Origin of the sequence: Actinoplanes sp. L3-i22, from assembly GCF_019704555.1 — a bacterium.
Classification (GTDB): Bacteria; Actinomycetota; Actinomycetes; order Mycobacteriales; family Micromonosporaceae; genus Actinoplanes.
Window position 1 is genome coordinate 3,339,122 of record NZ_AP024745.1, and the last position, 20,015, is coordinate 3,359,136.

Genomic DNA, 20,015 nt, shown 5'->3' on the forward strand with positions numbered 1-20,015 from the left:
TCTCGTCGATGGTTTTCCCGGCCTGCCCCTATCGCGTCGTTGACATGCGGGAAAGGGCTTTCTAGGGTCGGGAGTCAATCGATGAGGAGGAATCTATGAAGCGGCGCTCCCTGATCTCGATTCCCGCGGCGACCCTGGCCACCGGCCTGACCGACCCGTCCGTTGCGGCGGCGGCCGGGTTCCCCGTTACCGGGTCCGAGGCCGCCGGGTTCTCCGTCGCCGGGTCCGAGGCCGCCGGGTTCTCCCTTGCAGGGTCCGAGGCGGGCGAGTTTGAAAGTCCGGCCGTGATCGATGGCAACCTGCCGGTCTTCCACGACCGTCTAAGGGATGAGCTCGACTTCCCGCTCGCCTGGCCGAAAAGCCGCGAGCGGGACTTCCGCACCTGGAAGCGCCGGGCCCGCGCCAAGGTCGAGGAGCTGCTCTGGCAGCCCGAGGACCGCACTCCCTTCAACGTGGAGGTCATCGATGAGCAGCCAGGGAACGGATTTCGCCGGCGGCAGCTGGTCTTCGACGTCACGCGGCACAGCCGGGTCCGGGCGACCATGCTCGTCCCGGAGGGCGCCGGGCCGTTCCCCGCCGCGTTGCTGCTGCACGACCACGGGGCGAAGTTCGACATCGGCAAGGAGAAGATGATCGAGCCGTGGTTCGACGACACCCGTCTCGCCTCCGCGCGGGCGTGGGCCGACAGGTACTTCAGCGGCCGTTTCGTCGGTGACCAGCTGGCCGCCCGGGGCTACGCGGTGCTCGCCGTCGACGCGCTCGGCTGGGGTGACCGGGGTGGCCTCGCCTACGACGGTCAACAGGCTCTCGCGTCCAACCTATACAACCTCGGCTCCTCGCCGGCCGGGCTGATGGCCCGGGAGGACGTGCGCGCCGCGGCGATGCTGGCCGGCCTGCCCGAGGTGGACGAGCACCGGATCGCGGCGGTCGGCTTCTCGATGGGTGGTTACCGGGCGTGGCAGGTCGCCGCGCTCTCCGACCACATCGCGGCGACCGTCTCGGCCTGCTGGATGACCGGGATGAAGGAGATGATGGTTCCGGGGAACAACACGCTGCGCGGCCAGTCCGCGTTCTACATGCTGCATCCGGGCCTGTCCCGGTTCCTCGACATCCCGGACGTGGCCACGATCGCCGCGCCGCGCCCGATGTTCGTGCTGGACGGGGAGCTGGATCCGCTGTTCAGTGCGGCGGGGCGCGAGGTGGCGTACCGGAAGATGGGTCTGGTCTGGAACGCGCAGCACGCGCGGGACCGTCTGCTGACCCAGGTCTGGCCCGGTCTCGGCCATGTCTTCGTCGAGGAGATGCAGAACGAGGCCTTCGACTGGCTGGACAGCTTCCTGCGCTGACCCGAGCCGAGGCGGCCCAGCAGCCCGACGGCCCGGCAGCCCGACGGCCCGGCAGCCCGACGGCCCGGCAGCCCGACGGCCCGGCAGCCCGACGGCCCGGCGGCCCGACGGCCCGGCGGCCCGACGGCCCGGCGGCCCGACGGCCCGGCGGCCCGGCAGCCCGGCGGCCCGGCAGCCCGGCGGCCCGGCAGCCCGGCGGCCCGGCAGCCCGGCGGCGCGGGCGGGTCACGCCGTCTGGCCTCGGGCTCGGGTGGTCCTGGCGACGCGGACGGGTGATGCCGCCGGGCTTTGGCGGGCAGCGCGGGTGGCTTGGCGGCGCGGGCGGTTCGGCGGCGCGGGCGGTTCGGCGGCGTGGGCGGCGCGGGCGGTTTGGCGGCGTGGGCGGCGCGGGCGGTTCGGTGGCGTGGGCGGCGCGAGCGGTTCGGCGGCGTGGGCGGCTCGCGCTTTCCGGCCTCGGGCTCAGACGGTCTGATAGCGCAGGTAGATCACGCCGTTCGCGAAGCGCTGCTGTTCGGCGAGCTTGAGGTCGAGGTGTACGCCCGCCGGCAGGAACCTGGTCCCGCCGCCCACGGCGACCGGGGAGATGAACAGCTGCACCTCGTCGACCAGGCCGGCGCGGAACGCGTGCGCCGCCAGATGCGGGCCGCCGACGCTCAGGTCGCGGTCGGCGGTGTCCTTCATGGCCTGCACGATCTTCGGGTCGAAGGCGCGCTCGATCCTGGTCCGCGCGGTCGTCGCGGCGTCCGGCTCGAGCGAGGTGGAGTAGACGATCTTCTCGGCCGCCTGCCACACCCGGGCGTAGTCGAGCACGGCGGGCGTGGCGTCCGGCCGGTCGTGCGCGTCCTCCCAGAAGCGCATCACCTCGTAGAGACGCCGGCCGTAAAGATAGGTGCCGATCGGCCGTTCCAGGTCGTTGACGAACGAGTGCACCTCCTCGTCCGGCGCGCTCCAGTCGAAATTGCCCTGCTCGTCGTTGATGTAGCCGTCCAGGGACGTGATCCCGGTACAGATCAGCCGTGCCACAACGCCTCCTTCGGTCGCGCGGACTCCTCGACCCCATCCTGTCCCGGCCGAGGCCGTCCGGCACGGAACCGGCGGCCGAGTCGTTGTGTCGGCACCTCGACGTACCGGTGAGTGAGCCACGAGATGCCGAGCACCGCGGCCAGATACCCCGCCGCGACCAGCGGATCGGGCAGCCCCGACTCCAGGAACTGATGACCGATCTGGATCAGCACGTAGTGCACCAGATAGATCGAATAACTCCACACCCCGATCAAGGACAACCACCCTGGGGTACGACGTTCACGGCTGAGCCGTCCGATCGCGAACGCCCCGCCGAACGTCAGCAGGGTGATCACCGACCGGGCCACGTACGTCGGGGTCACCGCGCCCAGCGAATGCAACTCGGCGACCCAGTTCACCAGCAGTGCCGTGCCGACCAGCACGATCGCGAGAATCGCCGGCCACCAGCCGGTCTGCCCCCGATCGGCGCGGTAGATCGCGGTCCCGGTGAACATCACCGCCACGACCAGCAGCCCGTCCCACCCGTGCGCCGGATCCTGACCGATCGCGAGCAGCGTCACCACCAGCCCGCCGAGAAGCACCCCACCCGCGACGACCGCGACCCGCCGGCGAGAGACGACAAGGCCGAGACCGATGACGATCACGGCGGTGACCGGCCAGACCAGCCCGGGGACCGGCCCGGCGAGCGGGGCGGTCGCCACCCCGAGTACGGCGAGCAGCACCGCGATCGGCCCGCTCGCCCGGTGCAGCCGCACCGTGAACAGCGACGTGACCAGCAGATAGAACGCCATCTCGTAGGAGAGCGTCCAGAGCACCGCGGTGACCAGCGGTACATCCAGCAGGAACGGCAGCATGGTCATGTGCCCGACCGCCGCGGTCACCGGCTGTGACGACGAGTAGCCGCCCAGGGCGACCACCGCGGCGATCGCGACCAGGTACATCGGGTAGAGCCGCAACGCCCGGCTGATCCAGAACGCCCGCAGATCGCCGTGCCGTTCCAGCGACGCGGGGATGATGTAGCCGCTGACCAGGAAGAACAGCATCACCCCGGCCGGTCCGGCGTGCAGCCACTCGCCGGTGACCGCGCGCAGATCGGTGAAGACGTACCGGGTCAGGTGGGCGTAGAGGACGAGCAGCACCGCGACGGCCCGCAGTCCGTCGAGCCAACCCCACCGCCCGGACATCGGGCCACCATAGTGACCCGCGGCCCGCCGATCAACATCGCGTCGATCGATCGACGTGGCCGCCGGCCCCGGCCCGGACCGCCTCGGAATCCGTCAACACATTGAAGATCGACATCTTCTGGAATCGGCCACAACTGTTTGCCGCGATGTCCGTCCCGCGAGGAGAATGCTGATTCTCGGGTGAACTGAGCCGCGCGACCGGGGGTATCCAGGGAATAGGATCGGTCTTCCGGCCCGGAGGATCGAGGCGAGAAAGGGTTACGGGGATGGCCGGTCAGGAAGCGCTCGGCCGTGAATACCTGCTGCACGAGGAGATCGGCCGCGGGGCGATCGCGGTCGTCCGGCGGGCCAGCCGGCGTTCCGGTGGCCCTCCGCTCGCGGCCAAGGTGATGCGGCCCGAGCTGGCCGGTGACCGGCGGGTGCGGGCACTGTTCCTGCGGGAGGAAGCCGCGCTCCGGGCCGTCGACCATCCCGGCGTCGTGCGTTTCCTCGATCTCGTCGTCGAGGGCGGCACCCTGGCCCTGCTGATGGAGTTCGTGGACGGTCCGGATCTGCGCCGCCACCTCGCCGACCGCGGCGGCCGGCTGAGCCCGGCCGAGACCGCGGCGATCGCGGCCCAGGTGGCGGACGCGCTGGCGGCCGCGCACGCGCGCGGCGTCGTCCATCTGGACCTCAAACCCGAAAACCTTCTTGTCGTACGGGGTACCGACCCGCCCGAGGTCCGGGTGACCGACTTCGGGGTCGCGGCCCTGCTGATGGACGCCGACCGTGGCGCCGCCGGGGGCACGCCCGGCTACACCGCCCCGGAGATCTGGCACGGCACCCCGCCCACCCCGGCCGCGGACGTGTACTCCCTCGGCGTCCTGCTCGTCGAGCTGGTCACCGGCGACCTCCAGGGCGACCCGGAGGCCCTCCCGCCAGAGTTGTCCGGCCCGGCCCTGTCCTGCCTGACCCCGGACGCCAGCCGCCGCCCGACGGCCCAGCGACTCGCCACCTACCTGCAAAGCCTGGTCGCCTCCGAAATCCTCACCCCCACTCACCCCTCACCCTCCCAGTCGTCGTCCGCCCCGCCTCCGCCCACAGCCCCGGCCGGCTTCCCGCCGGCCCGATCCGACCTCGCCGGCGCGGCGAGCGGGGGAGCGGACCGGGATCCTCAGATCACCCGGCAGACCACCGTGCGCGGCGCGGACGCCGGCAGCGGCCCCTGGGCCGGCGCATTCGCTGGCGCGCAGCCACCGTTCGCTGGTGCGCAGCAACCGTTCGCGGGCGCGCAGCAACCGTTCGCGGGCGCGCAGCAACCGGCAGCCACCCCGGACGCACCCGACCACCTGGGCCTCTGGGCCGGCCAGCTCGCCGGTGCACCGTCCACCATCGCCCGCCCGCCCGGAGCACCGAGCCTCGGCCAGCCGAACGTTGGCCAGCCAGGCGTTGGTCAGCCGGGCCTTGGTCAGCCGGGCCCTGGTCAGCCGGGTTCCGGACAGCATGGCCTCGGGCAGTCGATCGTGTTGCCGGGCCCCGGGCAATCGGCCGCGTCGCCGGGTCTCGGGCAGGCGACCGCCAGGTCTGGCTACGGCGCCACGTCTGGCTACGGCGCCGCGGCCGGCCACGGCTGGAGCTCGTCGCCGGCCGGGGCGCGGGAGACGCCGCTGCGCCCTGGGGCGACACCTCCGGCCGTACCGTCGAATTTGTCTAAACCCGGCGGCGGAAAGCGGCGCTGGCACCGGGGGCCGCTGGTGACCCTCGGCGTGGTCGTCGCGGTCGCCGCCGCGCTGATCGGGGTCAACATCGCCACCGCAGCCGATCGGCGCGCCGACCAGAAGAGCGCCGCGGCGGTCGGGGTGACCAGCGCGCCACCCTCGCCCGGGGAAGCCGGCCAGGTCGCGACCCTGCCACCCACCGAGCCGGTCCGGACCGGCGCGAACACCACCGCGCCCGCCCCCGTGCGGATCACCCTGGCCGGGCACGTCGCGGACGACGCCGGCACGCTGGCGATCTCGATCCGCGATCAGCAGGCGATCGCATACATCTGTGACGGCAACAAGGTCGAGGCCTGGCTGAAGGGCACCGCCAAGAACGGTGACCTGAGCCTGTCCGGCAAGGACGGATCCCGGATCGTCGGCACGTTCGACACGGACAGCGCCCGCGGCAAGGTCACCGTCATCGGCAAGACCCACGACTTCACGGTGCGAACGGTGACGAAGCCGTCCGGTCTGTACCGGACCTCCGCCAAGGTCCGCAACGCGCAGATCAAGGGCTCCTGGATCGTCCTCCCGGACGGTCGCCAGGTCGGCGTCCTCCTCCAGGGCGCGAAGGCCGGCCCCGCCCCGGAACTGGACGTCGCCAACCGGACCACCACCATCGACGGCACCTCGGTCGCCGTGACCGCCGTCGACGCCGACACCGGCACCGGCTTTTGACGTGGCCCCGTCCGGCACGGCCTCGCCGGCCCGGCTGCTCTGGCTCCCTCCGTTCGTGGGCGTCGGTGTCGCGGTCGGCCTCGGCGTCTACGGGCGCCTCCATCACCCGTCGAACGTCTCCCTGTTCGGCTCGCTCGGCCAGCCCGTCGTCATCAAGGTGACCCTGACCAGCGCCGTCCTGGTCCTCGCCGTTGTCCAGCTGGTCTCGGCGTTCGCCCTCTACGGCCGCCTGCCGTCGCGCTCCTGGACGCCCGCCCTGCACCGCTGGAGCGGTCGGTTCGCCGTCCTCCTCTCCCTGCCCGTCGCGGTCCACTGCCTCTATGCGTTCGGATTCGGTTTCGACAGCCCCCGGGTCCTGGCGCATTCCGTGCTCGGTTGCCTGTTCTACGGTGCCTTCGCGGCGAAGATGCTGATCCTCGGTGCGCCCGGCGCCGGTCGTGTGTGGGTCCTGCCGCTGGCCGGCGGCCTGGTCTTCACCGCGCTGGCCGGCCTGTGGCTCACCGCCGTCCTCTGGTTCTTCCTGACCTGACCGGCCTTGCCCAGCGGCCCAGGACTCCGCAGGCCGGGCCCGGCCGGTTGAGGTCAGCGGGCCGGGCGGCCGATCGGGCTGGGCCGGTCGGGCTCAGCGGGCCGTGCCGTGCCGCGCCGTGCCGTGCCGTGCCGGGCCGTGCCGTGCCGTGCCGTGCCGCGCCGCGCCGCGCCGCGCCGCGCCGCGCCGGGTCGGGTCGGACCGTGCCGTGCCGCGCCGTGGCGGACCCGGCTGGGCCGGGCTGGGACGTTCGTGCTGGGTAGGCAAGGCTCGGTGGGCCGGGCAGGTCGGGCTCAGCAGGTCGGGTAGGACGAGACCGGCCACGCGACCGACTGCGGCTGCCGATACTGCTTGTCGAGGTCGATGTGATCGCCCATCAGATGGTTCCGGCGCTGGAGCTCGGCCCAGAACACCGGGTCGAGATAGATCGCCGGATTCCACACGGACTGCGTCTGCTCACCGATCGGCCCCAGGTAGAGCAGAGCGTCGGCGAGCGCCCCGAACGGCACCCCGCACTCGCCGGGCAGATAGCCGAACTCCCCGGAGTCGGCGGTCGCCAGCCAGGTCCCGGCCGCCGGGATGACGGCCCGCCGCGCTGCCGACGCCAGCCGTGGATGCCCGCCGGCGAGGATCACGTAGGCCCTCTCCCCGGTCTGCTGCTCGATCTGGGCGATCCCGCCGCCACCGATCGCTCCCGGCGGCGCGTGCTTCACGTGGTTGCTGCCGTAGAAGATCAGCGCCCGCCGGCCCTTCGCGAGCACCTCCCGCTTGATCACCGACGCCATGTGCCCGTCCCGGTCGAGCTCCTCGACCTCCTTCCGGCTCCGGACCCGGGACCAGTCGACCGGCGGGTCGCCCAGGAGCACCCGGATCCGCCGGCTCGCCGGGAGCGGCCAGTTGACCGCCCGCACCGTCCGGTAGAACTGCTCGTAGCAGGGCGCGTCCAGACTCACCGCCGGTGACTGCGTGGTGTTGCGCCAGACCAGGCGCAGCTTGTCGTTCTCCACCGCCGGGCCGGCCACGAACCGGTCGATGGTCGGCTGGTAGAGCGCGTTGCCGAACTCGACCACGATGTCGTCGACGACCTCGGGCAGGCGCGGATCGGTGAGCAGGACCTGCATGGCGTCGTGGTGCTCCTGCTGGCCGTGCACCTCGCCGACCGCGACGAGGCGGTGCCGGCCGAAGGCGGCCACCACCGCGTCGGCGAACGGGCCGGTCCGGCCGCCCGCGTCGGCGGATGGTGCCCCGGAGAGTGCGGCGGCGGCGCCGCCCACCCCGACCGCGGTCATCAGGCTTCGTCGGCTCATCGGGTGCTCCAGCATGGTGTGTCCCCTCCCGGTCGCATCGGACAGGTCTGGTCTACGCCTCGGCGGGTGACAACCCGGTGTCAGTCGCTGTCACCTGGTTGTCACCTGAGGTCCGGCAGAATTCCGGGCATGCGAGAGCCCGAGCGCGACCTGAGCGAAACCCGGTACCGGTCCTGTGACCCGCGCCGCAGCCGAAGTTGTTTGAATCTGAAATAGTTTCCCCGTCAACAACGTTGTGCGAGGCAGTCCGGGACGTCAGAACCCCGGCCGAGGGTTTCAGGAGCGGGTCATGCAGTTCGGCATCTTCAGCGTCAGCGACATCACCACCGACCCCACCACCGGGAAGACTCCGACCGAGGCCGAGCGCATCAAGGACATCGTCACCATCGCGAAGCACGCGGAGGAGGTGGGTCTGGACGTCTTCGCGCTCGGTGAGCACCACAACGAGCCGTTCTTCTCGTCCTCGCCGACCGCCACGCTGGCCTACATCGCCGCGCAGACCACGACGCTGCAGCTCAGCACCGCGACCACGCTGATCACCACGAACGACCCGGTGAAGATCGCCGAGGACTTCGCGATGCTCCAGCACCTCGCGGACGGCCGCGTCGACCTGACCCTCGGCCGTGGCAACACCGGCCCGGTCTACCCCTGGTTCGGCAAGGACATCCGGGCCGGCATCCCGCTGGCCATCGAGAACTACGCGCTGCTGCACAAGCTGTGGCGCGAGCACACCATCGACTGGGAGGGCAAGTTCCGCACCCCGCTCCAGTCGTTCACCTCGACGCCGCGCCCGCTCGACGACGTCCCGCCGTTCGTCTGGCACGGCTCGATCCGCTCGCCGCAGATCGCCGAGCAGGCCGCCTTCTACGGTGACGGCTTCTTCGCGAACCACATCTTCTGGCCGGCGTCGCACACCGAGCGGATGGTGAAGCTCTACCGCGAGCGGTTCGCGCACTACGGCCACGGCTCCGCCGACCAGGCCTACGTCGGTCTCGGCGGCCAGGTGTTCATGCGTAAGAACAGCCAGGACGCGATCAAGGACTTCCGGCCGTACTTCAACAACGCCCCGGTCTACGGTCACGGGCCGTCCCTCGAGGACTTCACCCGGGAGACGCCGCTGACCGTCGGCAGCCCGCAGCAGGTCATCGACCGCACCCTGGGCTTCCGGGAGTACGTCGGCGACTACCAGCGCCAGCTGTTCCTGATGGACCACGCCGGCCTGCCGCTGAAGACCGTGCTGGAGCAGCTCGACCTGCTCGGCTCCGAGGTCGTCCCGGTGCTCCGCAAGGAGTTCGCCGCCCTCAAGCCGGCCCACGTGCCGGACGCGCCGACCCACGCGTCCCTGCTCGCCGCCAAGAAGAACGCCGAGACCCAGGTCGCGACCGAGCTCATCGAAGAGAGTGTTCAGGCATGAAGCAGCGCAACCTCGTCGTGATCAGCGCCGGCCTGAGCCAGCCGTCGTCCACCCGCCTGCTCGCGGACCAGCTGTCCGCGGCGGCGGGGCGGGCCGCCGCCCAGCTCGGCGTCACCGTCGAGGTCCAGGTCATCGAGCTCCGCGACCTAGCCCACGAGATCACCGACCACATGCTGACCGGCTTCCCGCAGTCCGCGCTGAAGCAGGCGCAGGACTCGGTCGCCGCGGCCGACGGGCTGATCGTGGTGACCCCGGTCTTCAGCGCCAGTTACAGCGGTCTGTTCAAGTCGTTCTTCGACGTCCTGGAGAAGGACGCGCTGGTCGACAAGCCGGTCCTGCTGGCGGCGACGGCCGGGACGGCCCGTCACTCACTGGTGCTGGAGCACGCGCTGCGGCCGCTGTTCGCCTACCTGCGCGCGACTCCGGTCCCGACCGCGGTCTTCGCGGCCAGCGACGACTGGGGCGCCAACTCGGTCGAGGGCCCACTGCGCGGCCGCGTCGAGCGCGCCGCCGCGGAACTGGCCCGCGAGATGGAGCGCCGCGAGCCGGCGACGGTCACCGACCCGTTCGCCCTCACCGAATCCTTCGCGGACATGCTCAAGTCTCTCTGACCCGCCCCCTCACCCCGCGACGCAGAAATCCCGCTCCACGCCGGCGGCCTGGCCTCACAGCCAGGCCGCCGCTCTGCGCTGGGCTTCAGGCCGCCGCGCCTGTCACGGTTTGCTGGCTTTTCCTTGGGTACGGCCATTGCCCCGCCCACGGGTTGGCACACGCACCGCATCGACGATCGCACGTTGCGTTGCTAATGGTGGATCCGTGGGCATCTCCACCTCGGACCCGCCCGTGGTTCGGCGCCACCTCATCGCCGTCCCGCGTGGTCGCCCCGCGCCGGCCGTGGTCCGGCATCACCTGATCGCGATACCCCGGGGTCGGCCCGTGCCCGCTGCGGACGTTCGCCCGACCGTGCCCATCCCGGTCGGCGACCGCCCGCAGCCGGCGGTGGCGCCGTTGAGCCCGGTCGGGGATCGGTCAGGGCCAGCGGCGGCGGCGCCGGGTGCGGCCGGGGGTCGGCTGGCGGCGCCGGGTGCGGCCGGGGGTCGGCTGGCGGCGCCGGGTGCGGCCGGGGATCGGCTGGCGGCGTCGGGTGCGGCCGGGGATCGGCTGGCGGCGTCGGGTGCGGCCGGGGATCGGCTGGCGGCGTCGGGTGCGGCCGGGGATCGGCCGGCGGCGTCAGGTTCCGGTGGCGAGCAGGTGGGGCCTGCGGTGACGTTGGCGGCCCTGGAAGAGGGCTCCCCGCCGGGGGTGGAGGTGGCGTCGCGGGCGTCGCGTTCGGTGATTGCGGTGGTGGCGTCGCTGGCGGCGCTCACGCTGCTCTGCTGTGGTGCGGCAGTTGCCGTCCTCAATCTCTTCGCGGCCCGTGGTCAGCACTGACCGGTGACCGGAGCCAGCTCATGATCTTGGAGGTACCCCTGCTCGCGGGCGGTTTGCCGGGCGGTCGTATGGTGTGCGACACACCGACGGTGGGCAGGACTTCTACCCGATCCGGGCCGTCGGTTCCGCTTGCGTGGGCGGGTCTCGGGGGTCGACCCTGATGGAGGCCGTCCGTTAACCGAAGGTTGTACCGGGACCACCCCGGAGGGGTGGATTCGCGGACGCGAGCGTTTGCACAATGCAAATATAAAGAACCGGATAGCGGCAAAGGAGGCGCTATGACCACGACCGGCGCACGGGGATCAGCCCTGGCGGAACGGCCTCGCGCCGATCTGCCCGTCGTTCCGCTCGCCTGGCAGCGGACCGACAAGGTCGGTACCGAGCTCGTGTTCCCGCAGGGCCCGCGGCCCAGCGGATCGGTGATCGTCGCCGGCGCGACGGCGTATTCGCTGAGCTGGAACGCCGAGCTGACGCCCGCCTCCGAGGTGAAGTCGCTGCACGTCACGTGCCAGGGCGACGGCTGGCGGCGGGAGCTGCGGCTGGAGCGCGCCGAGTCCGGCTGGACCTGCCGCGCGGAGCACGCCGGCGACGCGGGTGACCTGCCGTTCGCGGGCACCGAGCAGCTCGACACGTTCGACCCGGCAGCGACCCTGCGCCTGGCCGACTCCCCGATCTTCGTCTCCTGGGCGATCCGCCACCTCGGCCTGACCGTGAAGGGCGGCCCGGTCACCGTGCCGGTCGTCCGGGTGCAGGTGCCGTCCCTGGCGGTGGTCGCCGGGACCGTGACGTATCACCTGGTCAGCCCGCAGCGGCTGCGGATCACCGGCGACTGGCCGGCGGCCACGTTCGAACTGGACGACGCGGGCACGGTCGTCTACCAGGCCGGCCGCCTGCGCCTGGCGCGCTGACCCACCCACCGGACCGCGACCGGCGGCGACCCGGACCGCGGCCGCCGGTGATCCGGCCACCGGCTCGGAGCGCGGCCGCCGGTGATCCGGCCGCCGGTGATCCGGCCATCAGCCCGGATCACCGATCGACGCGGGCCGCCGGTTTCCGTTCGGAGTGCTCTGGCCCGGTCATGCCGGGTCAGAGCAGGCGCCAGTCCTCGTACTCGAAGCCCGGCGCGACCACGCAACTGACCACGACCGGCTGGTCGCCGGCCGGGGCGGCGGCCTGCCAGCAGCCGGCCGGCACCAGCAGTTGCGGCTGCTGGCCGGCGGTGAGATCGGGACCGAGCAGCAGCGGCTGCTCGGCGCCCGGCCGCTCACCGGTGCCGCCGAGGGTGAGCGTCAACGGGCCGCCGGAGTGCCAGAACCACAGCTCGTCCGACCGCACCACGTGCCACGCCGATTCCTCGCCCGGGTGGAGCAGGAAGTAGATCGCTGTGGCTGTGGCGCGCTCACCCGCGTACCCCTCAGGTTTGAAAGCAATCGGAGACCGCCAGGTCTCCCGGAACCAGCCGCCTTCCGGGTGTGGCTGCATGTCGAACTGCTCGGCCAGCGGCGGTCGGTCGCTCATGGTCGCAGTCTACGGTCGGAATGACCGTTCGTTTTGCGCGGTAGGCTGGCCCGGTGCCGCGCGTCTCGGAAGCCCACCTCGCCGCCCGCCGCCAGCAGATCGTCGACGCGGCGGTGCGCTGTTTCGTGCGCAACGGCTTCCACCAGACGTCGATGCAGGACGTGATCAAGGAGGCCGATCTCTCGGTCGGGGCGTTCTACCGCTACTTCAAGAGCAAGAACGAGCTGATCATGGCGATCACCAACGCCAAGATCGGCGAGGTCACCGGCATTCTCGACAATCTGCTCGCGCTCGACCCGATGCCGCCGCTCCCGGTGTTCCTCGACGAGGTGATCGGGCAGGTCGAGACGACGCTGACCGCGGGCCAGACGGTGGTGATCGCGGTCCAGGTCTGGGGTGAGGCCACCTTCGACGACGAGATCGCCGCGGTGGTGCGCGACGTCTACTCCCGGATCCGCGAGCGGATGGTCCGCGCCGCCGAGCGGGCCAAGGCCGCCGGCCAGCTCCCGCCCGAGGCGGATGCCTTCGGTGTGGGCGCGGCCATCTTCGGGCTGGTCCAGGGCTACATCCTGCAGCGGATCCTGATCGGCGAGATCGACCGTCAGACGTATGTCGACGGCGTCCACGCCCTGATCAGCCGGCCCTGACCGCCGGGCCAGGCGCCTCGGCCGCCTGGCTCAGGCGGCCTCAACCGCCGGGCTCAGGGAGCCTCGGCCGGGATCAGGCGGCGGATCGCGCGGGTCAGGCCGGGGGCGTCCAGGTCGGACTCCATCACCAGGGCGCGCAGGATGATGCCGTCGAGCAGGGCGCAGATGTCCCGGGCCGCGTCCGAGCCGACCGCGGGGGCGAGGATCTCCGGCAGGCCGTCCATCCAGGTCTCCGCGATCGGGCGTAGCGCGGCGTCCCGGGCCGCGGTGACGCACAGCTCGTACTCGATCCGCACCTGCTGGCGGTCGGCCAGGTACTCCCTGGTCAGGTCGGTCAGCTCGGCCGGCATGTCGGGGGCCGCGGCCAGCCGCTGCGCCCACTCGTCCAGGTCGGTGCGGAGCTGGTCGGTGGCGTGGCGCAGGCCGGCCGCGATCAGGTCGTCGAGCGTGGGGAAGTAGTACGTGGTGGCGCCGAGCGGAAGCCCGGCGCGGGCCGCGACCGCCCGGTGGGTGGTCCGCCCGACGCCGTTCTCCGCGATGACCTCCATGGTCGCCACCGCGAGCGCGGCCCGCCGTGCCTCGGGATCCCGGGCACGCTGGGGCCGGCGCTCCGGAGCCTCCGCGGAGGGCGCGCCGGGGGAGGGCTTGGTCAATGTGCTTCCGAGCCGGTCAGGTTCAGCATCACGACTCCCGCAATGATGAGGACGATTCCGCCCACCTTAGCGAGGGTCACCGGCTCGTCGAGGAAGAGCGCGCCGATCACGATGATCGCCGCGGTGCCGACCGCGGACCAGATCGCGTAGGCGATGCCGACCTGGATGCCGCCCTTGATGGCCTGGGACAGGGCGATGAACGAGATGACGTAACCGGCGAGGACAGCCACGGTGGGCCAGAGCCGGCTGAAGCCGTCGGTGGCTTTCATCAGGCTGGTGGCGAGGAGCTCACACGCGATGGCGAGAGCGAGAAGGACGTACGGCACTGCGACACCTCATCTTGTACGAACGTACAAGTACGATCGTACAAGATAGTGCCCGGGATTCGCGAACCGGAAAAGTCTGGGACCATCCATCGGTGGCTGACGATTGGGCGCGGCGGATCGCCGCGATGCGCGGAAGTGACCGGGTGCTCTCCGGGGTGCGGCCGATGTCCGTACGGGAAAAGCTGGCCGAGTTCGGCGAGGCCGCCGCCCCCGAGCTGATGCCGGACTTCTACGGCGACGGGCCGATCCGGGACCTCGAGGAGCGGGTGGCGGGCCTGCTCGGCGCCGACGACGCGGTGTTCTTCCCGACCGGGACGATGGCTCAGCAGGTCGCGCTCCGCTACGGCGCCGAGGTGACCGGGCGTCCCGTGGTGGCGCTGCACCCGCTCGGGCATCAGGAGGTGCACGAGCGCCGCGCCTACGCCGACCTGACCGGGCTGCGCTCGGTCCACCCGACCGCCGCGCCGCGGAACCCGACCGCGACCGAGATCATGGCACTGGCCGAGCCGGTCGGGACGGTGGTCTTCGAGCTGCCGATGCGCGACGCCGGATTCGTGCTGCCGACCTGGCCGGAGCTCGGGGACGCCTGCCTGGCGGCGCGCGAGATCGGGGCCCGGGTGCACTTCGACGGGGCGCGGATCTGGGAGTCGACGCCGTACCTCAACCGGGGTCTGCCGGAGATCAGCGGCCTGGCCGACACGACGTACGTCTCGTTCTACAAGACCCTGGGCGGCCTCAGCGGCGCGGCGCTGACCGGAAGCACCGCCTTCGTCGCGTATGCCCGGAGCTGGCGGCACCGCTACGGCGGCCTGCTGTTCCAGCAGTGGCCGGCGGCGCTGGCCGCGATCAGCGGCCTGGAGCGCGAGCTGCCGCGTGTCCCGGACTACGTGCGGCATGCCCGGACGGTGGCCGGCGCGCTCGCCGAACTGCCCGGCGCGCTGGTGTTTCCGCAGCCGCCGCACACCAACCAGTTCCGCGTCTGGCTGCCGTTCCCGGCCGCCCGGCTCAACGACGCCGTGCTCGCGATGGCCGCCGAGGAGAAGGTGTGGTTCGCCGGCGGCTGGCGGGACACCGAGGTCCCGGGGCGGGCGATGACCGAGTTCTCGGTGCTCGCGCCGGCGCTCGAATGGACCGCGCGAGATGTGATCGAAACCGGACTTAGGCTCCTGGACCGGGTTCAAGGTTGATCGGCTGGGTAGTGGAGGGGCGTCCCATTTTCACCGGATGCAGGAGGTTCCGATGAGCGCAGTCGCCAACCCGGCCACCGTCGACGAATGTCTGCGGGTGGGCGCCGGATTCTCCCAGGGCGACCTCAACTGGATCGCCGAGCAGTTCACCCCGCTCGACGCCCGGCTCGCCGCGTTTGACGCCGACAGCACCGCGCTTTACATCTCGGTGAAGGACCGGGAGTCGCCCGGTCAGAAGGTGACCATGGAAGCCACCATCGGTGGCCGGGAAAAACTGGTCGTCACGTCGTCCGAGGACGACCTGCACGCGGCGATCATGGACGTGCGCGACGACCTGAAGCGCCGCCTCAACGACGCCAAGACCAAGCACGAGCCGCGCCACAACCGGCACCTGCGCGACGTCCCGCACCCGCTGGACGAGCCGCTCCCGGCCGACGGCGCCCACCTGTCCGACGACTCGCAGCCGTCCAGCGGCTCGCTGCTCTAGCCCGGTCGGCGGCTGCTCTAACCCGGTTCGCGGCTGCCGGGCGGCTCGCGCTGTAGGCCGGACGGCTCGCAGCCGTCAGGCGGCTCGCCGCCCCAGATAGGTGATCGGCCCCGGGTCGGGGACCGGCAGCTCGGTGAAGCCGACGCGGTCGTAGAACGCGCGCGCCCGCACATTCGTGGTGACCATGCCGAGATGCACCCCGACCTGGGCCTTCCGCACGAAGGCATCGATCAACTGCCGACCAAAACCCCTTCTTTGGTACGGCGGCAGCAGGTCGATGTGCAGATGCGCCGGGTGATCCGCCAGCTCGGCGACGATCATCCGCTCCGGGTGGAAGTGCAGCGCGACCATGTCCTGCTCGGGGGTGCGCGGCGGGGGTGGGGGCACCGGATACTTCTCGCCGATCAGCGGGATCCACTCGTCGCGGTAGCGCTTCACGAACGTGGCCGTGTCCGCGGTGCCGACCACATACCCCACCGCGGCGCCGCCGTCGTCCACGACGAAGGCCATGTCCGGTTCGAGGTGCACATACGGCCCGGCGAACAGGTCGCCCATCAGCTCGTCGGTGGAATACCTCCCCCGGGCGTCCCCGCCGAGGTCGGCGGTGCGGACACAGATGTCGTAGACGGCGGCCAGATCGGCCGGCCGGTAGGGACGAATCTCAGGCACGCCCCGCAGGCTAGGGCGTGGAAGCGCTTCCACCGCAAGTCCTCCGGAACCTCGGTTTACTCGGGAACAGCGTGACCGGCGGGGACCCGCCCAGCGCGGCCCGCGCGGCGGCGGCCGCGATCTCCTCGACCGGATGGGTGGCCGTGGACAGCGCCGGATGCGCCGCGGCGGCCGGCGGGGCATCGTCAAAACCGGTCACCGCGACGTCGTCCGGCACACGAATCCCGGCCGCCGCGAGCGCCTGCATGACGCCGAGCGCGGTGGCGTCGCTGACCGCCGCGATCGCGTCCGTGTCCGGCCAGCGCCGCATGATCGACCGGGCTGCGGCGCGCCCCCGGGCGCTGGTGAAGTCGCCGCGGACGAGCCGGACCGGCTGCCCGGCCGCGCGGGCCAGCTCCCGGTAGGCGGCCACCGGCGGGGCGGACGCGGCGAGCCATGACGGGCCCGCGACCAGGGCGATGCGGCGACGGCCGTGCGCCTGGAGATGGGCGAGCAGCGCGCCGACGCCCGCCGCGCTGTCGACGTCGGCGCCGCCGGTGCCGATCGTGGCCGTGCGCCCGCGCAGCCGGGACGGCAGGTGGGCGAGCAGCTCACGGTCGTGCCCGGCGAGGACCATCGCGGCCAGGCCGCGATCCGAGGCGAGCTCGGCCAGCTCGGCCGCGCAGTCCAGGCCGACTCGGCGCAGGGAGACCCCGATCTGGTACGGATCGAGGGCCGCGGCCATGGCGGCCGTGGCCCGGGTGACGAACGGATCGCGCAGGATGTCCGGGCGGGCGTCCCGCACCGCGAAGACGACCCGGGTCCCGCTCCGGCGGGCCAGCTGGCGGGCGACCGGATGTGGCTGGTAGCCCAGCTCGGCCGCGGCGTCGAGCACCGCCGCTCGGCTGGTGGCCGAGGCCGGGCCGGACCCGGAGAGCACCCGCGAGGCGGTGGCGGGGGAGACGCCGGCCCGGCGTGCCACGTCGGCCAGCCCAACTCGTACGTCAAGCATGGTTTTGATCCTCCTTTCCTTGGTCTTGGCTCCTCGTGCTCGGCGATTGTTGCCGGAAATCTCAAGATCGTGCTGACCGCCTGTGGATAACTTTTCTGGTCCGGCGGTTGTCCACAGGCTCGGCTTCCCGGCCGGAAAATGTCGGTGGGCCGATTTAGGGTTGGTCCGACTTCGCCGCTGCTCGTCCCGGAGGTTCTCGTGACTACTCTGTCCGGCCGGCCCGCGACCGCGCTGCTGGTCATCGACGTGCAGAACGGTGTGCTCGCCGGCGCCCACCAGCGTGACGCCGTGGTTGCCAACATCGCCACCCTGGTCGGCAAGGCGCGCGCCGAGGGCGTGCCGGTGATCTGGGTGCAGCACTCGTCCGACGAGCTGCCGATCGACAGCCCGCAGTGGGAGTTCGTGGATGATCTTCCCCGCGGCGCGGGTGAGCCGGTCGTGCACAAGACGTATGGGGACTCTTTCGAGGCCACCGACCTGGAGGAGCGTCTCGCCGAGCGCGGCGTCGGGCGGCTGGTGGTCGCGGGCGCGCAGTCGGACGCGTGCATCCGCTCGACCATCCACGGCGGGTTCACCCGGGGCTATGACGTGACGCTGGTCAGCGACGCGCACACCACCGAGGACCTGACCGAGTGGGGCGCGCCCCCGCCGGACCAGGTGATCTCCCACCTCAACCTCTACTGGGGCTGGCAGGACGGGCCGGGCCGGGTCGCCGGGACGGCCGGGACCGCGGAGGTGAGCTTCGTGGCGGCCTGATGCGGGATGATCATCTTTTGGGGACGCGCACCGGACAGAGGAATCACGTGACGGTACAGAACGGGTGGCTGCGCAAGCTCGCCGAGGACCCGGGGCATTCGCAGTGGTACATCAAGCGGTTCCGGGACCTGGCCGCCTCCGGGGCGGACCTGGTGGGGGAGGCGCGGCTGGTGGACACGCTGGTCCCGCGCGGGGCGCGGATCCTGGACGCGGGGTGCGGTCCGGGGCGGGTCGGGGGCCATCTGGCCACCCTCGGGCACGACGTGACCGGGGTCGATCTCGATCCGGAGCTGATCGCCGCCGCGGTGGTGGATCATCCCGGGCCGGAGTGGCTGGTCGGTGATCTGGCGGAGCTGTCGCTGCCCGGGCCGCCGTTCGACGCGATCGTCTGCGCGGGGAACGTGATGACCTTCGCGGCGCCGGGCAGCCGGGTGGACATTCTTCGCGGGTTCGCGGCTCACCTGGCGCCGGGCGGCCGGGTGGCGGTGGGGTTCGGCGCGGGCCGGGGCTATCCGTTCGACGAGTTCCTGGCCGATGTGACGACGGCCGGGCTGATGCCGGACCTGTTGTTGAGCACTTGGGACGTGCGGCCCTTCACACCGGAGGCGGACTTCTTGGTGGCACTCCTGCGCCACCCCTGATCCACGCTGGTCAAGGAGGGCCGGGAGGGTTCGCGCCGGCTTGCGGCTCACCGGCGGCGAGTGGCGGCGCTGTCAGTGGCGGCGTGGCAGCGCGGTGCGAGGCTGCGCGACGATGCGAGGCTGCGCGCTGCTGGGTGTGGTGGGGCGAGGCGTGCGGGGCCGGGTGCGGAGCGGGCGGTGGCGGCTGAGGTTTGGCCCGGCGGGCGCACCACGCCGGTGGTCGCGTTGGGTTGCGGCGGCCGGCGTGGGTGGGCCGTGGGTTGGTGTGGGCCGTGGATTGGGCTGGTCAGTGGGTGGGGGTGGTCAGTGGAGGTGCCAGGCTCGCTGGCGGGTTCGGTCGACGGCGATGTGGTAGGAGAGTTCGAAGCGGTGGGACGGGTTGGCGTGGTACCAGCGCATCGCCTGCAGGATCAGGGCCGGGTCGGTGGCCAGCCACGGGACCTGGATCGTCATCTGCTCCGGGGCTCGGAACAGTGAGCGCCGGGTCCGGGTCTCCGGGGAGGGGACGGCGGGCACGGCGATGATCGGGATGTGGGCGTGTTCGCCGGCCACGATGTCGGCGACGGCTTCCCACGGGATGAACTGCTGGGCCCAGACGCCGTGGTGGTAGACACCGTCCGGGGTGATGGCCAGCCGGCCCGGGGCGTGGCGGAGCACGACGAGCAGGGCTCCGCCGGTGAGTACGGCGCCCGCCGCGAGCACCGGGGTGTCGAGGGCCAGGGCGATCTGGGCGAGGGTGAGCAGGGTGAGGAATCCGGCGTACCAGTAGTAGAGCCGCCCGGAGTAGGCGAACGTGAGGCCGGGGCTGCCGTCGTCGATCCCGGCGATGCGCATCCGGTCGCCGGTGTTCTGCGGGTGGACCCACAGGTTCAGCAGCAGGCCGAACAGGTGGCCGAGGACCAGCACGGCTACGCCGCAGGCCAGTGCGGCGGCCGGGTCGCGGAGGATCAGCGACCAGATGCCGGCGGCCAGGACCAGGACGGCCAGCAGGCCGCTGCCGACGGCCGCGTGGACCAGGCGCGGTGACGGTTCGTAGTTCCGCCACGGTGACGGGTCGGCGGGGAGCGCGGTGGTGCGCGGCAGGTCGAAGTAGAGAGTCATCGCGTCTTCCGGGGGTGGGCGGAGCTGAGCTGGTTGCGAAGTTGGTTGCGCGCCGACCGGCGGAGGCCGGTGACACCGTGCCGCCGCCTGCCCGCCGACCGGCGTAGCCGGGCGAGAGCGAGCGGACTGTCCGAACGGCTCACCGAGCACTCCAGAAACGAGCATCCGAGCCGAGCGCCGAGAATCGAGCGCCCGAGCCGGGAGCGCAGAAACGAGCATCCGAGCCGAGCGTCGAGAATCGAGCGCCCGAACCGGGAGCGCGGAAACGAGCATCCGGGCCGGGAGCGCAGAAACGAGCATCCGAGCCGAGCGCCGGGAATCGAGCGCCCGGGCCGGGAGCGCGGGAACACTTCATTGGGCCCGCCGAATGCGGCGAGCCAGGGGCGCG

General features: G+C 71.9%; 21 protein-coding genes. 12 read left to right on the plus strand and 9 right to left on the minus strand.

Annotated elements, in window-relative coordinates:
* Positions 1-95 precede the first annotated feature (95 nt).
* On the plus strand, positions 96-1,346 hold the full coding sequence (locus L3i22_RS14745; RefSeq protein ID WP_221327530.1) for a dienelactone hydrolase family protein: 1,251 nt from the start codon (positions 96-98) through the stop codon (positions 1,344-1,346).
* Positions 1,347-1,805: 459 nt separating this feature from the next.
* Here the strand turns inward: L3i22_RS14745 and L3i22_RS14750 are convergent, their stop codons facing one another.
* Positions 1,806-2,369 (minus strand): dihydrofolate reductase family protein, encoded by a 564-nt coding sequence (locus tag L3i22_RS14750; RefSeq protein ID WP_221327531.1) that lies wholly within the window; start codon positions 2,367-2,369, stop codon positions 1,806-1,808.
* Positions 2,357-3,553 (minus strand): acyltransferase, encoded by a 1,197-nt coding sequence (locus tag L3i22_RS14755; RefSeq protein ID WP_221327532.1) that lies wholly within the window; start codon positions 3,551-3,553, stop codon positions 2,357-2,359. The genes L3i22_RS14750 and L3i22_RS14755 overlap by 13 nt, the downstream gene beginning before the upstream one ends.
* A 266-nt stretch (positions 3,554-3,819) precedes the next feature.
* On the opposite strand from L3i22_RS14755, the gene L3i22_RS14760 reads away from it, so the two are divergent.
* Both L3i22_RS14760 and L3i22_RS14765 read left to right on the plus strand, forming a co-directional pair.
* Positions 3,820-5,970, plus strand: a complete 2,151-nt coding sequence (locus tag L3i22_RS14760; protein ID WP_221327533.1) for a serine/threonine-protein kinase — start codon at positions 3,820-3,822, stop codon at positions 5,968-5,970.
* 55 nt (positions 5,971-6,025) lie between these two features.
* Positions 6,026-6,499, plus strand: a complete 474-nt coding sequence (locus tag L3i22_RS14765) for a DUF6529 family protein (RefSeq protein WP_255658233.1) — start codon at positions 6,026-6,028, stop codon at positions 6,497-6,499.
* 293 nt (positions 6,500-6,792) lie between these two features.
* Here the strand turns inward: L3i22_RS14765 and L3i22_RS14770 are convergent, their stop codons facing one another.
* Positions 6,793-7,806, minus strand: coding sequence for a hypothetical protein (locus L3i22_RS14770; protein ID WP_221327535.1), 1,014 nt, complete (start codon positions 7,804-7,806; stop codon positions 6,793-6,795).
* 289 nt (positions 7,807-8,095) lie between these two features.
* On the opposite strand from L3i22_RS14770, the gene L3i22_RS14775 reads away from it, so the two are divergent.
* The 4 genes from L3i22_RS14775 (at position 8,096) to L3i22_RS14790 (ending at position 11,559) form a co-directional block, all read left to right on the plus strand.
* Positions 8,096-9,220, plus strand: a complete 1,125-nt coding sequence (locus tag L3i22_RS14775) for an LLM class flavin-dependent oxidoreductase (protein WP_221327536.1) — start codon at positions 8,096-8,098, stop codon at positions 9,218-9,220.
* Complete coding sequence (locus L3i22_RS14780; RefSeq protein ID WP_221327537.1) at positions 9,217-9,831, plus strand: FMN reductase; 615 nt, start codon at positions 9,217-9,219, stop codon at positions 9,829-9,831. Before L3i22_RS14775 ends, L3i22_RS14780 begins: the two co-directional genes overlap by 4 nt.
* A gap of 205 nt (positions 9,832-10,036) precedes the next feature.
* Positions 10,037-10,651 carry a hypothetical protein gene (locus L3i22_RS14785; protein ID WP_221327538.1) on the plus strand — a complete coding sequence of 205 codons (615 nt, stop codon included), beginning with the start codon at positions 10,037-10,039 and terminating at the stop codon, positions 10,649-10,651.
* Between the two features lie 278 nt (positions 10,652-10,929).
* Complete coding sequence (locus L3i22_RS14790) at positions 10,930-11,559, plus strand: putative glycolipid-binding domain-containing protein (protein ID WP_221327539.1); 630 nt, start codon at positions 10,930-10,932, stop codon at positions 11,557-11,559.
* A 178-nt stretch (positions 11,560-11,737) separates the two neighbouring features.
* On the opposite strand, the gene L3i22_RS14795 is transcribed toward L3i22_RS14790, so the two are convergent.
* Positions 11,738-12,169, minus strand: a complete 432-nt coding sequence (locus L3i22_RS14795) for a cupin domain-containing protein (protein ID WP_221327540.1) — start codon at positions 12,167-12,169, stop codon at positions 11,738-11,740.
* 53 nt (positions 12,170-12,222) lie between these two features.
* Here L3i22_RS14795 and L3i22_RS14800 point away from each other — a divergent pair, with 53 nt between their 5' ends.
* Positions 12,223-12,816, plus strand: coding sequence for a TetR/AcrR family transcriptional regulator (locus tag L3i22_RS14800; RefSeq protein ID WP_221327541.1), 594 nt, complete (start codon positions 12,223-12,225; stop codon positions 12,814-12,816).
* A 53-nt stretch (positions 12,817-12,869) separates the two neighbouring features.
* On the opposite strand, the gene L3i22_RS14805 is transcribed toward L3i22_RS14800, so the two are convergent.
* The gene (locus L3i22_RS14805) at positions 12,870-13,364 is read right to left on the minus strand and encodes a TetR/AcrR family transcriptional regulator (protein WP_221327542.1); all 495 of its coding nucleotides are present in this window, start codon (positions 13,362-13,364) and stop codon (positions 12,870-12,872) included.
* A gap of 101 nt (positions 13,365-13,465) precedes the next feature.
* On the minus strand, positions 13,466-13,795 hold the full coding sequence (locus L3i22_RS14810; RefSeq protein WP_221327543.1) for a multidrug efflux SMR transporter: 330 nt from the start codon (positions 13,793-13,795) through the stop codon (positions 13,466-13,468).
* A gap of 92 nt (positions 13,796-13,887) precedes the next feature.
* Between L3i22_RS14810 and L3i22_RS14815 the strand changes: the two genes are divergently transcribed.
* On the plus strand, positions 13,888-14,982 hold the full coding sequence (locus tag L3i22_RS14815; protein ID WP_221327544.1) for a low specificity L-threonine aldolase: 1,095 nt from the start codon (positions 13,888-13,890) through the stop codon (positions 14,980-14,982).
* Positions 14,983-15,034: 52 nt separating this feature from the next.
* Entirely contained in the window at positions 15,035-15,469 is a 435-nt protein-coding gene (locus L3i22_RS14820; RefSeq protein WP_221327545.1) for an HPF/RaiA family ribosome-associated protein, read from the plus strand.
* A gap of 75 nt (positions 15,470-15,544) precedes the next feature.
* Here the strand turns inward: L3i22_RS14820 and L3i22_RS14825 are convergent, their stop codons facing one another.
* Both L3i22_RS14825 and L3i22_RS14830 read right to left on the minus strand, forming a co-directional pair.
* Positions 15,545-16,138 (minus strand): GNAT family N-acetyltransferase, encoded by a 594-nt coding sequence (locus L3i22_RS14825; RefSeq protein WP_221327546.1) that lies wholly within the window; start codon positions 16,136-16,138, stop codon positions 15,545-15,547.
* Between the two features lie 10 nt (positions 16,139-16,148).
* Positions 16,149-17,129, minus strand: a complete 981-nt coding sequence (locus L3i22_RS14830; protein ID WP_221327547.1) for a LacI family DNA-binding transcriptional regulator — start codon at positions 17,127-17,129, stop codon at positions 16,149-16,151.
* A gap of 198 nt (positions 17,130-17,327) precedes the next feature.
* Between L3i22_RS14830 and L3i22_RS14835 the strand changes: the two genes are divergently transcribed.
* Both L3i22_RS14835 and L3i22_RS14840 read left to right on the plus strand, forming a co-directional pair.
* Entirely contained in the window at positions 17,328-17,885 is a 558-nt protein-coding gene (locus L3i22_RS14835; RefSeq protein WP_221327548.1) for a cysteine hydrolase family protein, read from the plus strand.
* Between the two features lie 47 nt (positions 17,886-17,932).
* Positions 17,933-18,526, plus strand: a complete 594-nt coding sequence (locus tag L3i22_RS14840) for a bifunctional 2-polyprenyl-6-hydroxyphenol methylase/3-demethylubiquinol 3-O-methyltransferase UbiG (protein WP_255658235.1) — start codon at positions 17,933-17,935, stop codon at positions 18,524-18,526.
* A 303-nt stretch (positions 18,527-18,829) separates the two neighbouring features.
* On the opposite strand, the gene L3i22_RS14845 is transcribed toward L3i22_RS14840, so the two are convergent.
* The gene (locus L3i22_RS14845) at positions 18,830-19,627 is read right to left on the minus strand and encodes a hypothetical protein (RefSeq protein ID WP_221327550.1); all 798 of its coding nucleotides are present in this window, start codon (positions 19,625-19,627) and stop codon (positions 18,830-18,832) included.
* Positions 19,628-20,015: the final 388 nt, after the last annotated feature.